This is a genomic window from Actinoallomurus sp. NPDC052274 (genome assembly GCF_040679475.1).
GTDB lineage: Bacteria > Actinomycetota > Actinomycetes > Streptosporangiales > Streptosporangiaceae > Actinoallomurus > Actinoallomurus liliacearum.
This window is the reverse complement of sequence record NZ_JBFAUT010000033.1, coordinates 41,768-56,608: the sequence shown is the minus strand read 5'-3', so window position 1 is coordinate 56,608 and position 14,841 is coordinate 41,768. Positions and strand designations below refer to the sequence as shown.

At 72.6% G+C, this 14,841-nt stretch carries 11 protein-coding genes; 5 read left to right on the top strand and 6 right to left on the bottom strand.

The features are described from left to right. Positions 1-30: 30 nt before the first annotated feature. A complete protein-coding gene (locus AB0K82_RS26080; protein WP_364401512.1) occupies positions 31-2,391 on the top strand; it encodes a serine/threonine-protein kinase in 2,361 nt (786 codons plus the stop codon). 39 nt (positions 2,392-2,430) lie between these two features. Here the strand turns inward: AB0K82_RS26080 and AB0K82_RS26075 are convergent, their stop codons facing one another. Then, positions 2,431-4,101, bottom strand: a complete 1,671-nt coding sequence (locus AB0K82_RS26075; protein ID WP_364401509.1) for a ubiquinol-cytochrome c reductase cytochrome b subunit — start codon at positions 4,099-4,101, stop codon at positions 2,431-2,433. 180 nt (positions 4,102-4,281) lie between these two features. Between AB0K82_RS26075 and AB0K82_RS26070 the strand changes: the two genes are divergently transcribed. Beyond that, positions 4,282-5,550, top strand: coding sequence for a helix-turn-helix domain-containing protein (locus tag AB0K82_RS26070; protein WP_364401506.1), 1,269 nt, complete (start codon positions 4,282-4,284; stop codon positions 5,548-5,550). A 5-nt stretch (positions 5,551-5,555) separates the two neighbouring features. Here the strand turns inward: AB0K82_RS26070 and AB0K82_RS26065 are convergent, their stop codons facing one another. After that, positions 5,556-6,107: a hypothetical protein gene (locus AB0K82_RS26065; RefSeq protein ID WP_364401503.1), complete on the bottom strand. Its 552-nt coding sequence runs from the start codon at positions 6,105-6,107 to the stop codon at positions 5,556-5,558. A gap of 133 nt (positions 6,108-6,240) precedes the next feature. On the opposite strand from AB0K82_RS26065, the gene AB0K82_RS26060 reads away from it, so the two are divergent. From AB0K82_RS26060 to AB0K82_RS26050, 3 genes are read left to right on the top strand one after another with little or no spacing between them, the layout of a single operon-like run. Continuing rightward, on the top strand, positions 6,241-7,503 hold the full coding sequence (locus AB0K82_RS26060) for a histidine kinase (protein WP_364401500.1): 1,263 nt from the start codon (positions 6,241-6,243) through the stop codon (positions 7,501-7,503). Beyond that, positions 7,491-8,141 (top strand): response regulator transcription factor, encoded by a 651-nt coding sequence (locus AB0K82_RS26055; protein WP_364401498.1) that lies wholly within the window; start codon positions 7,491-7,493, stop codon positions 8,139-8,141. Before AB0K82_RS26060 ends, AB0K82_RS26055 begins: the two co-directional genes overlap by 13 nt. Further along, positions 8,138-8,986, top strand: coding sequence for a DUF4097 family beta strand repeat-containing protein (locus AB0K82_RS26050; RefSeq protein ID WP_364401497.1), 849 nt, complete (start codon positions 8,138-8,140; stop codon positions 8,984-8,986). Before AB0K82_RS26055 ends, AB0K82_RS26050 begins: the two co-directional genes overlap by 4 nt. Before the next feature lie 482 nt (positions 8,987-9,468). Here the strand turns inward: AB0K82_RS26050 and AB0K82_RS26045 are convergent, their stop codons facing one another. From AB0K82_RS26045 to AB0K82_RS26030, 4 genes are all read right to left on the bottom strand, one after another. Further along, the gene (locus AB0K82_RS26045) at positions 9,469-11,019 is read right to left on the bottom strand and encodes a methionine--tRNA ligase (protein WP_364401495.1); all 1,551 of its coding nucleotides are present in this window, start codon (positions 11,017-11,019) and stop codon (positions 9,469-9,471) included. Between the two features lie 188 nt (positions 11,020-11,207). Further along, positions 11,208-12,236: an alpha/beta fold hydrolase gene (locus AB0K82_RS26040; protein WP_364401493.1), complete on the bottom strand. Its 1,029-nt coding sequence runs from the start codon at positions 12,234-12,236 to the stop codon at positions 11,208-11,210. Further along, a complete protein-coding gene (locus AB0K82_RS26035) occupies positions 12,226-13,608 on the bottom strand; it encodes an amidase (RefSeq protein ID WP_364401492.1) in 1,383 nt (460 codons plus the stop codon). Before AB0K82_RS26035 ends, AB0K82_RS26040 begins: the two co-directional genes overlap by 11 nt. A gap of 29 nt (positions 13,609-13,637) precedes the next feature. Then, the gene (locus AB0K82_RS26030; RefSeq protein WP_364401491.1) at positions 13,638-14,840 is read right to left on the bottom strand and encodes a hypothetical protein; all 1,203 of its coding nucleotides are present in this window, start codon (positions 14,838-14,840) and stop codon (positions 13,638-13,640) included. Position 14,841: the final 1 nt, after the last annotated feature.

Below are 14,841 nucleotides of genomic sequence, written 5' to 3'. Positions count from 1 at the left end.
CCGCGCGATGGGCGCGCGTCTGAACCGATCATGGTGGACGGCACGCCGGAGGGCGAGCAGGAGCTCATCAACGGGCGGTACCGCCTGATCGAGGTGATCGGTCGGGGCGGCATGGGCACGGTCTGGCGCGGTCACGACGCGATGCTCGACCGCGAGGTCGCCATCAAGCGGGTGCGCTTCTCGTCCGACCTCGACGAGGAGGAGCGGGCGGAGCTCGGCGACCTCGCCCTGCGGGAGGCGCGCGCGACGGCCCGGCTGAACCACCCCGGGATCGTCACGATCCACGACGTGATCGACGACGACGGCGCCCCGATCATCGTCATGGAGCTGCTGAAGGGCCGCCCGCTCGCCGAGATCCTCCGGACGGAGGTGCGCCTGCCGTACCGGCGGGTCGCCGAGATCGGCGCCGCCGTGCTGGACGCGCTGCGGGAGGCCCACGACGTCGGGATCGTGCACCGGGATCTCAAACCCGCCAACGTCCTGATCTCCGACCGGCGGATCGTGCTCACCGACTTCGGCGTGGCCCAGCGGGTCGGCGAACGCGCGGACGGCTTCGACGACGTCCTGGGGACCCCGGCGTTCATGGCGCCCGAGCAGGCGGAGAACGCCGCCGCCAGCCCCGCCGGCGACCTGTGGTCGCTCGGCGCCGTGCTGTTCAACGCGGTCGAGGGCCGGCCGCCGTTCCAGGGGCCGGACCACGCGACCGTCCTGCTGACGCTCCTCACCCAGGAGGCGCCGGCGCTGGTGAACGGCGGTCCACTGCGACCGCTGATCAAAGCACTCCTGACCAAGGACCCGGAACGCCGTCCGACGGCCGAGGAGGCCGCGGCGCGGCTGGACGCGATCCTGCGCCGGGACGACGGCGCGCAGCCGGCCCTCCCGAGCCCGGCGAGCCCACCGCCCGCCGGCAACGCCACGAACCCGGCCGCACCGCCGGACGCCGCCAAGGCCACGAACCCGGCCGCACCGCCGCGCTCCGGCACGAGGGCCACGAAGCCGGCCGCTTCCGCGCCTTCCTCGGCCGCTTCCGCGCCATCCTCGGCCGCTTCCGCGTCCTCCCCGGCCGCTCCCTCCGCGGCCGGGCCGGGCAGCGCGGCCACATCGGCCACCGGCACGTCGGGCGCTTCCTCGCGTCCCGGTTCCTCCGCCACCGGCTCACCCGCCGAGGCGCCCGGGACCGCCGCGCGGCCCCGGACCGTTCCGAGCAGCTCGAGCCCCGCACCCCGGGCCCATTCGGTGCCCACAGGTCACGCGCCGCTCACCCCGGCCCAGCGGGGGCGCCGCGCCCTGACCGCGCTCTTGCTCACCCTCCCTCCCCTGGGCGTGGTGTACTCCTGCATGGCCGAGCACTCGCCCACCCTGTCGAGCGGCATGGGCGCCAACCCGTCGTACTCGTCCGGCGCCGGAACCGGTCTCCCGGCGGGTCCCTCGAGCACCCCCGGCCACGCGGCGGCCTTCAAGGCCACGGCGTTCAGCCCGGACGGTGATCTGGTCGCGTTCGGTGATGACCACGGCGAGGTCCGGCTGTACGGGACGGCGTCGAAACGGTCACAGGGCTCCTTCGACGTCGATCCGGCCAGCGGGCTCCCCGTCGACGCCCTGGCCTTCAGCCCGGACGGCCGGAGTCTCGCGGTCGGGTCAGGAGGCGACGTGAAGATCTGGGACGTGAAAGGTCGCGAGCTACGCGGACTCGACGGCTTCAAGGGAGCGGACGACTTCTCAGAAGAGTTCGGTGTCGAGGCGATGGCGTTCAGCCCGGACGGCCGTACCCTCACCGCCGTCGGCGAGTCGGGGCTGGTGGGCGTCTGGACCCTGCGGACGCGCGAGTACGACGGGCAGCGGATGTCCTCGCGCGAGTCCAGTTGCAAGTCCGGGGCGTTGAGCGCGGACGCGACCGAGGCGGCGTGCATGACCCTGGACGGTGACATCACGGTCTGGGACGTCGAGAAGAAGCACGCGGTCGCCCAGTGGCCGGGGTACGGCCAGAACCTGGGCAAGGGTCTTGCCCTGAGCCCCGACGGAGCGACCATCGCCGTCGCGGAGGAGCCGAACTCAGGGCAGGCCGGCGTGCGGCTCTGGGACGTCCGCGACCCGGACAAGCGGACCGACCTGGCCGGCGTGATGACGTCGCCGGGGAACGCCCTCGTCTTCGGCGCGGACGGCAGGGCGCTGGCGTTCCCGGCCTACTCCGGGGCCGCCGACAGCAATGGCCAGATCGAGGTCTGGAAGGTCCCGCACGGCGGCAAGAAGGCCGCCTGGAACACGACGACGCCGGAGATCTGGGCGATGGCGGTCAGCCGGGACGGCCGCCTGGTCGCCACCGCCGATGTCGACGGCGCCGTCCTGTGGAACGCGCGCTCCGGCGAGAAAGCGGCGTCCTGGCACGCGTGACCTCTACGGGCTCCCTGCCCGTGACCTCGGGTCCTGGCGTCAGTCGGAGTGCCTGGCCGGGGTCCGCGCCGGGGCGCGCTCGCCGTCGCCGGTGACGGCCACGTGCTTCGCCCTCCCGTCGTCGGTACGGATCCAGGCGGTGTCCGGTGACGGGACCACGTTCACGAACGCGTGGTTCAGCTTGATCTTCAGCCGGGCCTTGGGGTGGAGGGCCATCTTGGGCAGCACGCCGTGCGCGTCGGGCCCCGCCCCCGGCAGCACCTTCGCGGGGGGCACCCGGCGGCCGAGGACCACCGCCGCGCCCTCCTCACTGACCGGGGCCTCGACCTCGATGTACGCGCCGTTCGGCAGCCGCTTGATGATGCCGGTCTCCACGCCGTGCTCGAGCATGTGCCGTTCACGATGTTGCAGGCCGAGGGCCATCCGCCGCGCGATGAGGAACCCGAGGATCGGCCCGACGATCACCGCGATCCGGAAGAACCACGTGGTCGTGAACAGCGGGATCTCGAAGGTCTTGGCGATGATGTCATTGCCGCCGGCCAGCCACAGCAGCCCATAGAAGATGACGCCCGCCATGCCGATGCCGGTACGGACGGGCACGTCGCGCGGCCGGTCGAGGAGATGGTGGATCTCGTAGTCGCCGGTGACCCAGCGTTCGAGGAAGGGGTACACCGCCAGTCCGGTGAACAGCACGCCCGGCACGACCAGCGCCGGGACGATGACGTTCATCGGAAGCGTGTGCCCCCACGCGTTGATCTCCCAGCCCGGCATGAGCCGAAGCGAGCCCTCCAGGAAGCCCATGTACCAGTCCGGCTGGGATCCCGCGCTGATGCTCGCCGGGTCGTATGGGCCGAACAGCCAGACCGGGTTGATCTGGAAGAACGTCGCGAGCAGCGCGATGAACCCGAAGACCCACAGGAAGAACGCCGTGGTCTTGGCGAAGAAGACCGGCCACATCGGCTTGCCGATGACGTTGCGGTTGGTGCGGCCCTTCCCGGGGAACTGCGTGTGCGTCTGCCGCCAGGTGAGGATCACCGCGTGCAGCGGGATCAGCGCCATGAGGATGCCCGGGATCAGCAGGACATGGATGGTGAACAGCCTCGGGATGATGACGGTTCCGGGGAACTCACCGCCGAACAGCCACATCGACAGGTACGACCCGACGAGCGGAATGCTCAGCAGCACGCCCTCGAGGATCCGGATGCCGGTGCCGGACAGCAGGTCGTCGGGCAGCGAGTAGCCGAACAGCCCGTTCAGGATGGCGAGCGTGAACAGCACCACGCCGATCAGCCAGTTGATCTCCCGCGGCTTGCGGAACGCTCCGGTGAAGAAGTTGCGCAGCATGTGGGCGACGATGGCCGCGAGGAACACGATCGTCGCCCAGTGGTGGATCTGCCGCATCAGCAGCCCGCCGCGGATGTCGAAGCTGATGTGGAGCGTGGACTCGTACGCCTCGCTCATCGTCAGGCCGCGCAGCGGCAGGTACCGGCCGTTGTAGACGACCTCGTGCATGCTCGGTTTGAAGAACAAGGTCAAAAAGATGCCGGTCGCGACGATGATGAAGAACGAGTACATCGCGACTTCGCCGAGCAGGAAGGTCCAGTGATCGGGAAAGACCTTCTTCAAGGCTTTCGAGAGGAAACGGGCGCCGCCGACGCGTTCATCGACCGCACGGCCCGTCTTGGACAGTGGTTTCGGCACAGTGGCCATCGCCGCACTCCGCTCTGGCGGCCCCCCGACCGCCTCGGCATTCGGTCTTCCACCACTTGTAGTACTCGATGGTTGGTAACGCAACGGAGTGGAGATGGCCACTTTTGGCACAATTAGTGCAAGTAGTCACTTCTGCCCGGTAACTTGCGATCTCAGCCGGTGGGCTGGGGGAGGTTCCGTGTGACGAACGAGGGGCGGCCGTGGGCGTACATTCCACCCGAACTCACCACCAAGGTGAGACCAGGGCTGGCCGACGAGATGATGGAGGAGATCCACCACCGGATCCCGGAGTACGCCCGCCGCTGGGATGACGCCTTCGCCGCGGTCATCCGCTCGGCCATCGACCGGGTGATCGACGAGGTTTTAAGGCGTGTCGCCGCGGCCGGGGACGGCGAGTCCCCCATCGCCTCGACCGCCGAGTCCTCCGCCGACCCCTCCGTCGAGCCCGTCGCCGACTTCTTCCGGGCGATCGGCCGGAGCGTGGCCCGCGAAGGGCGTGGACTCGACGGCCTGCACACGGCCATCCGCGTCGCCGGGCTGGCCGTGTGGCGCCGGATCTCGGCCGACGCCGAGCCGCTCCGGCTGTCCGCGCAGCTCCTGTGCGTCCTCGGCGAGACGGTCATGCTCATCCAGGACGAGGTCGCCGCCGCGGCCGCCGAGGGGTACGCCCAGGCCGAGGCCGCCGTGGCGGGCGAGCTGACCCGCCGCCGCAACCAGCTCGTCAACCTGCTCCTGGCCCGGCCCCCCGCCTCCCCCGAGGACATCGCCGAACTCGCCCGCGTCGCCCGGTGGCCGGTGCCGCGTACGGTCGCCGCCGTCGCCCTCTACGAACGCCGGCAGGGCGTCGGCCGGCCCGCCCTGCCGCCCGACATCCTCGCCGACCTCAGCCGCTCCAAGCCCTGCCTCATCGTGCCCGACCCGGACGGGCCGGGCCGGAACCGCCTGCTCGACGCCGCCCTCACCGACTGGGTCGCCGTCGTCGGTCCGACCGTGGGGCTGTCGGAGGTCTCCCGGTCGATGCGCTGGGCCCGTCAGGGCCTCGACCTCGTACGCCGTGGCCTCATCGCCGACGACAGCGTCGTACGGTGCGCCGAGCACATGTCCACGCTGATCCTCTTCCAGGACGAGGAACTCCTCGCCGCCCTGTCCACCCGGCAGCTCGCGCCACTGGCCCACCTGCGCCCCAGCCAGCAGGACCGGCTGGCCGAGACCCTGCTGGCGTGGCTGCAGGCGGGGCGCAACGCCAACGAGGTCGCCGTACGGCTGCACGTCCACCCCCAGACGGTGCGGTACCGGCTGCGCCAGCTCGACGACCTGTTCGGCGATCAGCTGCAGGACCCGGACCTGCGGTTCGAGCTGGAGATCGTGCTGCGCGCCCGCGCCCTGCTGTCCGAGGACGCCCGCGCGCGGGAGCCCGCCGAAGGGCAGGTGATCAGCCTCCGCCGCTGACCCCGTCACCGCTGGCGGGACAGCGTGCGGAACGCGAGGACGACGGAGAAGACGGCCAGCGGGATCTCCAGGAGCGCCGCCATCATCACCGCCGTCACCTGGTCCGCGCCCGGCGCGGCGGTGGACACGTCGAACCACGCGTCCGCGACCAGCAGCGTCGCGGTGACCATCGCGGTCAGGCACGCCCGCGCGTCGCGCCGGATGACCAGCACGCCCGTCGTGACGAACGCGAGCGCCTCCAGCGTGTCGAACCCGACCCAGGCGACCTGCCAGTGGGCGGCGGTCGCCGTCGCGGGCAGGCTGGTGGCCAGCACGAACAGCCAGGGCAGGAGCGCCAGGCCCGCGCCGATCAGCCCGAGGCCCAGCCGGACCGGCCACCGCGACCGGGCACGAGACGCGACGCCGGTGGCCGGCGTCCGGGGCGCGACGCGAGGGGCCGGCGTCCGGGGTGCGACGCGAGGGGCCGGCGTCCGGGGCGCGACAGGGGCCGGCGTCCGGGCGGTGGCGCGGCGGTCGGTGCGGGGCCGGGAGGGCGGGGCGGCGGTGATCAGCGACATGATCAAAATCATCGCGTCCGGCGAGGTCACCGTCAGTCACGCCGATATCCGACCTGGGGGTGGTACTGGTTTCACCTCCGAACGGGCGTCCGCTTCATGGCAGGGCGTCCACCACCCGGATTAGGGTCTTCTCATGACTCAAGCGGTTCCCCTGCGCCGCGCCTCCCCCCATTGGAGCGACTACCTTCCGTGGTCGCGCGGTGCGTGGCGGAACACGACGTTCGTCACGGCCGGCGTGCCCGCCCATCTCGTGGCGCTCTCGGTGTTCGCGCTGCCCTGGCTGGACGCGCCCGTCTCCGTGGGGGCGGTCCTGGTCGCGACCCTCGTCTCGCTCGCCCTGCCCCTCCTCCTGCTGCGGCCGTTGAACGCCGTGCAGCGGAGCCGGTTCTGGGGGCTGCTCGGCATCGACGTGCCCGCGCCGCCCCGCGGCCGCCGCGACCTCCGCGCCGTCCTCCGTTCCCCGACGACGTGGCGGGCGCTGATCTACCACGGGCTGGTCGGCCCGCTCCTGGCCGGCGGGGGGCTGCTGGTCGTCGCGATGTGGGCGACCGGCTTCGCGCTGGCGCTGCTGTACGCGTACGCGTGGGCGCTGCCGCCGCACAGCCCGCTCTCCCTCCCGGAGCACCAGAAGTTCATCAACGTCCTGACCGTGTGCGGCGTCCTGCTGCTGATCGTCACGCCCGCCGTCGCGGCGGTGGTGACGCGGCTGAACATCCGGGCCGCCCTGGCCCTGCTGGGACCGAGCCGTACCGAGGAGCTCGAACGCCGCGTCGAGGACCTCGCCGAGAAACGGGCCGGCGTCGTCGACGCCGCGGACGCCGAGCGCCGCCGCATCGAACGCGACCTGCACGACGGCGTGCAGCAGCGGCTCGTCTCGCTCGCGATGAACCTCGGCCTCGCACGGGAGACGCTCACAGACGTGCCGGAGGACGCCATGCGGGTGATCGTCGAAGCGCACGCCGAGGCCAAGGAGGCCCTGACCGACCTGCGGAACGTCGTCCGGGGCCTGCACCCGGCCGTCCTCGACGACCGGGGCCTGGACGCCGCGCTGTCGGGCATCGCCGCCCGCACGCCCCTGCCCGTCAAGCTCCGGGTCGACGTTCCCGCACGCCCCGCGCCGACCGTCGAGGCGGTCGCGTACTTCGTCGCCTCCGAGGCCCTCACCAACGTCACCAAGCATGCCCGCGCCTCGCAGGTGGAGATGGAACTGGTCCGCGTGGAGGACGTGCTGCGAATGACCATCACCGACGACGGCGTCGGGGGCGCCGAGCCCGCGCGCGGCACGGGCCTGACGGGCCTGCGGCAACGCGTCGCGTCGGTGGACGGTACGTTCCGGTTCACCAGTCCGGCCGGGGGGCCGACCGTCATCACCGTGGAGTTGCCGTGCGCGTTGTGATCGCCGAGGATTCCGTCCTGCTGCGAGCCGGGTTGATCAAGCTGCTCGAGACGTCGGGGTTCGAGGTCCTCGCCGCGGCCGACGACGCCGAGGGCCTGCTCGCCGCGGTCGAGGAGCACCGGCCCGACCTGGTGGTCGCGGATGTGCGGATGCCCCCTGGCTACTCCGACGAAGGGGTGCGGGCGGCGCTCGTCATCCGCCGCCAGTGGCCGGAGGTCGCCGTGCTGCTGCTGTCGCAGTACGTCGAGGAGCGGTACGCCGCCGACCTCCTCGCGACCAACACCAGCGGCATCGGCTACCTGCTGAAGGACCGGGTCGCCGACGTCTCGTCCTTCCTCGACGCGCTGCGCCGGGTCGCGTCCGGCGGCACCGCCCTCGACCCGGAGGTCGTCGCCCAGCTGCTCGTACGCCGGCAGAGCGACCCCCTCCAGGCCCTGACCCCGCGCGAACGGGACGTGCTCGCGCTCATGGCCGAGGGCCGCTCGAACAGCGGCATCGCGCAGGCCCTGGTGGTCAGCGAGAGCGCCGTCGCCAAGCACATCAACAACATCTTCGCCAAGCTCGGCCTGATCGACGGCGCGGCCGCGGATCACCGTCGCGTTCTCGCCGTCCTCCGCTTCCTGGAAGGAGGGTCGTGATCGAATCCCCCGATGTACCGCGGACCGGTCCCCGGGAGCCGGTGGCCGAGGCGCCCCCGCGGCGCCCGCGCCGCCGGGCGCTGTGGATCTTCGTGGCGGCCGTGACCGCGTTCGTCGTCATCGTGCCGAACGGCGTGCAGATCTGGGGCCGGTTGATCCGCCAGACGCAGCAGAGCCGCCTCATGGCCGACACCCATCGGATCACGGCGCTGGAAGTGGACATCGGCCCCGGCGACCTGTCCGTCACCGCCGGCGGCACCGGCGGGGTCACGGTGGACCAGACGCTGAAGTGGGCGACGCGCAAGCCGCACGTCCAGGCGACCTGGGAGGGCACCACGCTGCGGCTCAAGGGCGCGTGCGTGTCGTGGGGGCAGTTCTCCGGTCTCTCGTGCAGCGTCGGCCTGCAGATCCGCGTCCCGGCCGGCGTGGCGCTGCGCGCGACGTCCACCTCGGGCGCGGTCGCCGCCACGGGGCTCACCGGGCCCGTGCGGCTGTCGACCACCTCCGGCGTCGTCTCGATGCGGAACCTGACGGGGCCGGTCTGGGCGCGCGCCAGCTCCGGCGTCATCGAGGGGATCGGTCTGCGGTCCGGCCGGGTGGACGCCGCGTTGTCGTCCGGAGCCCTCGATCTGACCTTCGCGGCGGCGCCGCAGGAGGTCACGGCGCGGGCCAGGTCCGGCGCACTGTCCGTCTTCGTGCCGCCGGGACAGCGCTACCACGTGACCACGAAGTCGTCGTTCGGCGACCCGTCCATCGACCGCGGGCTGGCCGACGACACCGCGACGCGCCGCATCGACGCCCAGACCTCCTCCGGCTCGATAGAGATCAGGTACATCCGCCCCTGACCGATCGCACGGCGCCGCCCGCCCGCCCACCGTCGACCGGCGCCGGCCGCTCCCGGTCGACCGGCGCCGCCCGGGTCCGCTGATCGCGTCCGCCCGGCCGCCGCCTGGTGGCGACCTGGCGTCCTGATCCGGCACGGCCCCAGCCGACCGTCCCATCACCGGCCCACGCCACCAGACCCAGGCCGTACGAAAGGCTCGACGCCACCCGCGCTCGTCGTTCCTCGAGCCCTGCGCACGGCCCCGCCGATCAGCGACGCGTGCGCCTCCGGCGGGAAGTCGGCCGTCGACCTTCGCGCACTGCCGGGCGAGGCGCTCCGCGCCGAGCGTCCGGCACGGCCCCGGCCAACCGCCCCACCACCGGCCCGCACCGCCAGGCTAGGACTGCACGAAAGGCTCGGTGATCGCGAGGCCAAAGGACGCGAAAGCCCCCGAACCACCACCCGCGCTCGTCGTTCCCCGAGCCTTTCGTACGGCCCCGCCGATCAGCGCCGGGCGAGCCTGGCGAACACCGGCGACGGCGCGGGCAGCCGGCCGTCGACCACCACGCACTGCCGGGCGACGCGCTCCGCGGCGTCCGGCAGGAACGGCGACAGCTCCGCGCCGAGCGTCCGGCACGCGTCCAGCGACACCGCCAGGACCGCGTCGAGGCGGCGGCCGGCGTCGCGGTCACCGGCCCGTTCGGCGCGCGCGAGCTCCCACGGACGAACCTGGTTGACGAACCGGTTGGCCGCGTCGACGATCGCCCGCACGGCCTCCGTCGCCGCCCGGAAGTCGAACGCGCCGAGCGCGGCGTCGACCAGCGCGGGCGCCCGTTCGCACGCCACGACCACCTCGTCGCCCAAGCGGCCGTCAGAGCCGGGCAGCGCGGGCGGACGGCCGCCGGGGCCGGGCAGCGCGGACGGGCGGCCGTCGCGGTAGCGGTGGATCATCGAGATCACCCGGTTGACGAGGTTGCCGGCGCCGTTGGCGAGCTCGTCGTCGGCTCGCGCGATGAGCCGGTCGTGGGTGAAGTCCGCGTCACCGACCCGGGGCACCTCCCGTAGCAGCCACCAGCGGACCGCGTCGGTCCCGTACGCGTCGACCAGCGCCGTCGGGTCGACGGTGTTGCCGCCCGACTTGCTGATCTTGCGGCCGTCGGCGGTGAGGTAGCCGTGCACCAGGATCTCCGTCGGCAGCGGCAGGCCGGCCGACAGGAGCATGGCCGGCCAGTACACCGCGTGGAACCGGACCACGCCCTTGCCCACGAGGTGGACCCGGCGGTCGGCCGCCGACCACCAGCGCCGCAGGTCCGCGTCGTCGGTGCCGTATCCGAGCGCGGTCAGGTAGTTGCCGAGGGCGTCCCACCACACGTAGATGACCTGGCCGGGATCGCCCGGCACCGGAATGCCCCAGCCGCGGGCGCGGGCGACCGAACGCGAGACGGAGAAGTCCTCCAGCCCGCCCGCGATGAAGCTCAGCACCTCGTTGCGGCGTTCGGCCGGCTCGACGCGCAGGCGGCCGCTCTCGATGAGGTCGTGCAGCCGGTCGGCGTAGCGGGACAGCCGGAAGAACCAGTTCTCCTCGGCGACCCGCTGCGGCGTGGTGCCGTGCTCGGGACAGCGGCCGTCGTCGAGTTCGGCGGGAGCGTAGAACTGCTCGCAGCCGACGCAGTACAGGCCCTCGTAGTGCTTGCGGTACAGGTCGCCCGAGGCCTCGCAGGCCCGCCAGAACCGCTCGACTCCGGCGCGGTGCCGCGGGTCGCGACCGGTATGGATGACGTCGTCGACCGAGAGCGTCAGCGGCCGGTGCAGCGCCACGAACGCCGCCGCGTTCCGGTCGACGAACTCCTGGACCGGAACGCCGGCCCGCTCGGCGGCCTGCACGTTCTTCAGCGCGTTGTCATCGGTGCCGGCCTGCAGCCTGACGTGGTCACCGCGGCGGCGGTGATGTCGGGCCAGCACGTCGGCCTGCACCAGTTCCAGCGCGAACCCGACGTGCGGGCGGGCGTTGACGTAGGGAATGGTGGTGGTGATGTAGACGTGGTGTCGGGTCATCGGAACCTCCCGGAGAGCCGGGGCTCCGATGCGCGAACACGAATCGAGGCCCCGTGCCAGGGCCTCGGATTCGTACGTCCGTCAAGCGTCAGCGGCCCCGTGCGGGGCGCATCATCACCTGACCTACGGACGTGTTCATGCCTCCACCATACGGTCCGCGGCCCCGTACGGCACGGTGATTTCCACGGCTACCCCTTGTCGGTCTCGGTGGCCAGCAGGTCACGGACGGCGGCGTCGATGAAGGCGGCGTCGGCGGGGTTGGCGCCGCCGCCGGTCAGGTGGCCCCAGATCCCGGGGATCACCCGGACCCGGCCGCCGGGGATGTGCCGCGCGGCGCGGATCTCGTCCTCGGGCGGGAAGTACAGGTCCTTCTCCGCGGGGAGGGCGAGGGTCTCGGCCGTGATGGAGCCGAGCGCGCGCTCGAGGTCGCCGTCCATCCCGGGCGTCGCCGACACGTCGGCGTGCCGCCAGGTCCACAGCATCGCCAGCAGGTCATTGGCGTCCTGGTCGATGAAGTTGGCCTCCCAGAAGCCGGGCAGGAAGTCCTCCAGCGTCGTGAAGCCGAGCTGCCGGTAGGTCTCCTCCCAGTAGAAGGCCTGGGAGAACCCCCAGCCGGCGTAGACCCGGGAGAACGCCCTGATACCCGCGAGAGGCGGCGTCTCATAGCGCCCGTCGCGGTAGGCGGCGTCCAGGGTGAGGGTCGCCCGCAGGCTCTCGATGAACACCGCGTTGTGCGGCGAGGTCTTCGGCGCCCCGCAGAACGGCAGGGCGCGCGCGACCATCTCGGGATGGCTCACCGCCCACTGATAGGTCTGCAGGGCGCCCATCGAACATCCGAGGACGAGTGCGAGCCGTTCGATGCCGAGGTGCTCGGTCACCAGGACGTGCTGGGCCCGGACGTTGTCGCGGATGGTGACGTCGGGGAAGTCGGCGGCGGCGTGCGGCGGCGGGGTGTTGGAGGGGGACGAGGACACGCCGTTGCCGAACAGGTTCGGCACGATGACGAAGTACTTCCGCGGGTCCAGCGCCCGGTCCTCGCCGATCAGCCACTCGTTGGACCGGTGATCCCCGGCGAACCAGGTGGGGAACAGGACGGCGTTGGTCCGGTCGGCGTTCAGCCGACCGTACGTCTTGTAGGCGAGCCGGGCCGGCCGCAGGGTGTCCCCGTTCTCCAGCGCGAAGTCGGGAAGCTCCAGGATCTCGTGGTCAGTGGACAAGCGACTCTCCAATGAGGGGATCTTCGTGATCGGGTCGGGGAACGGCGCGGGCGGCGGTCTCGAAGAGCCGGTCCTCCTCGCCGATCCGGCAGATGAGCTGCAGCCCGGTGGGCAGGCCGTCGACCGTCCCGGCCGGGATGGTGAGCGCGGGCAGCCCGAGAACGTTCCAGGCGCTGGTCAGCGCGAGCAGAGCGTCCCGTACGCGCACCCGCCCGCCGTCCAGGTCGACCTCCCGCCGGTCGATGGGCGGCGCGGTGATCGGCACGGTCGGCAGCGCGAGGACGTCATGGTTCTCGAAGAGCGCGGCGACGGCGGCGGCGAGCCGCGGGCGTGCCCGCAGCCCCCGCACGTACCGCCAGGCGGGCACGGTGGCGGCCGTCCGGAGGCGTTCGAGGACCTCCGGGTCGAACAGGCCGGGCCGCTCGGCCAGGCGTTCGGCGTGGACGGCCGGCGCCTCGCCGCTCTGGATCGCGACGAACGCCTCATGGAGGTCCTCGGCGACCCGCTGCGGGAGGCGGAGCACGTCGAGCGGGCCCTCCAGCGCGGTACGCGCCGAGCGCAGGACGCGGGCGTCGGCGGGGAAGAGCGCGCGAGTGTCGAGCCAGCCGACTCGGGACGCGCCCTCCGCCGACGGTCCGCGGTCCGGGACGAGTGCGCCGTAGGCGATCCGGCAGTCGTCCGCGCTCGCGGCGAGCAGGCCGACGTGGTCCAGCGTCTCGGACAGGGGGAAGACGCCGTCGGTCGAGATCACGCCGTACGCGGGCTTGAATCCCGATACCCCGCACAGCGCCGCCGGGATGCGGACGGAACCGCCGGTGTCGGTGCCGATGGCGAGGGGGACCATGCCCGCCGCCACGGCCGCGGCGCTTCCGGCGCTGGAACCGCCGGACATCCGCGCGGGATCACGCGGGTTGCGGCAGGGGCCGGTCGCGGAGCGGTCGCCCGTCGGGCCGTAGGCGAACTCGTGGGTCGTCGTCTGACCGACCAGGATCGCGCCCGCCTCCTTCAGCCGCCGGACACAGCCGGCGTCGGTGGAGGACACGTGGTCGGCGAAGTGCCGGGAGCCCATGGTCACGGGCCGGTCCGCGACCATGATGACGTCCTTGACCGCCACCGGTATGCCGTGCAGGGGGCCCCGGTCGAGGCCGTCGGCGAGTTCGCGGTCCGCCTGCCGGGCAGCGGCCAGCGCCTGGTCGGCGGACACGGTCGTGAACGCGTTGACGAGGGGGTCGAGCCGGGCGACGGCGTCGAGCGAGTGGCGCGCGAGGTCGGTGGCCGTGATCCGGCGTCGCCGCAGGTCCGCGGCGAGGTCGCGGAGCGACCGGCCGGCGAAGTAGCCGCCGGTCGCGGCGCTCGTACGGGAGGAGGTCACGGTGTTTCCTTGGGAGTCGGCGGCCGCCGTCACACGTGCCGGAAGCCGGGAAGCAGGTCGAGCAGGGGGATGATCGTCGCCGTGCACAGCGCCATGACGGCGGTGTAGGCGACCATCGGCGGCAGGTGCGGCGGCAGCCGCCGGGCCAGCGTCGCCGCGAGCGGGGGTGCGATCATAGCGCCGAGCAGGGCACCGAAGATGATCGCCTGGAGCGTTCCACCGAAGGCCAGCACGGTGGCCGGGGCGACCGACACGACGGGGACGAAGGTCGGGTACCAGCCGTGGGCCGCATGGCGCCCGCGCCAGAACATCACGCCGCAGGCCGCCGTCAGGATCTGGGCGGCGAGCAGGTGCGGCAGCAGACCGCTGCCGTACGCGGGCGCGGCGGGGTTCAGGAGGAAGTGCAGCACGCAGCCCAGCAGCAGCGCGGCTCCGGCCCACTCATTGCCGTAGAACTGGGCCTCGGTGAGGTCCGCGAGGATCCGGCGCGGCACCCAGGACGGGGCGTGGCGGACCTGGGCCGGCGGCATCGGCTCGGTAGGGGTGAGGCTCGCCCGGAGGGGCGGCATCCATGGGAGCCGGGTGCAGATCGAGCAGGCGATGAGGCCGCCGAGGGACATGGCCAGCACGCTGCCCACCACCGGTGACAGGCCCAGCGGGACGCACACCTCGTTCACCGCCAGCACGGCGATGGGCGTGACGAGGGTGGCGCCCAGCGCCGCCCCGGTCACGGCGACGAGCCAGCCCTCGCCGTACAGGATCACCACCGCGGGCGGGACGGAGACGAACGGCGCGAACGTCGGCTGCCAGCCGCCCGGCCTCGACAGCGTCCACCCCCACAGCAGGTTGCTCGCCACCACTCCCAGGCCACCGCTCAGGGCGACCCACGGCCACATCCCCGTGCCGCACGCCTGCGTGAACCCCTGGTAGCGGGCTCCCCGCCGCCGGGCGGCGTGCGCGAACGCCGCACCGGCGATCATGAACAGGCCGCCGAGCGCGGACTTGGCCAGCGTCGCCTCGGTGGTGTCGCCGAGGATCCAGTACACGTACCAGGCCGGATGGGCGTAGCCGAGCCGCCAGGAGGTGTACCCGGGAACGACGGCGGGGAGCGCGGGCCGCAGGAGGGTCAGCGCCAGCGCCAGCGACGACGCCAGAGCGACGACCGTGATGGCGGTGGCCCAGAGCCTGAGTGCGTGCGCGCGTTCGGGGGCGCGGAGTGTCGTCGTGGTCATC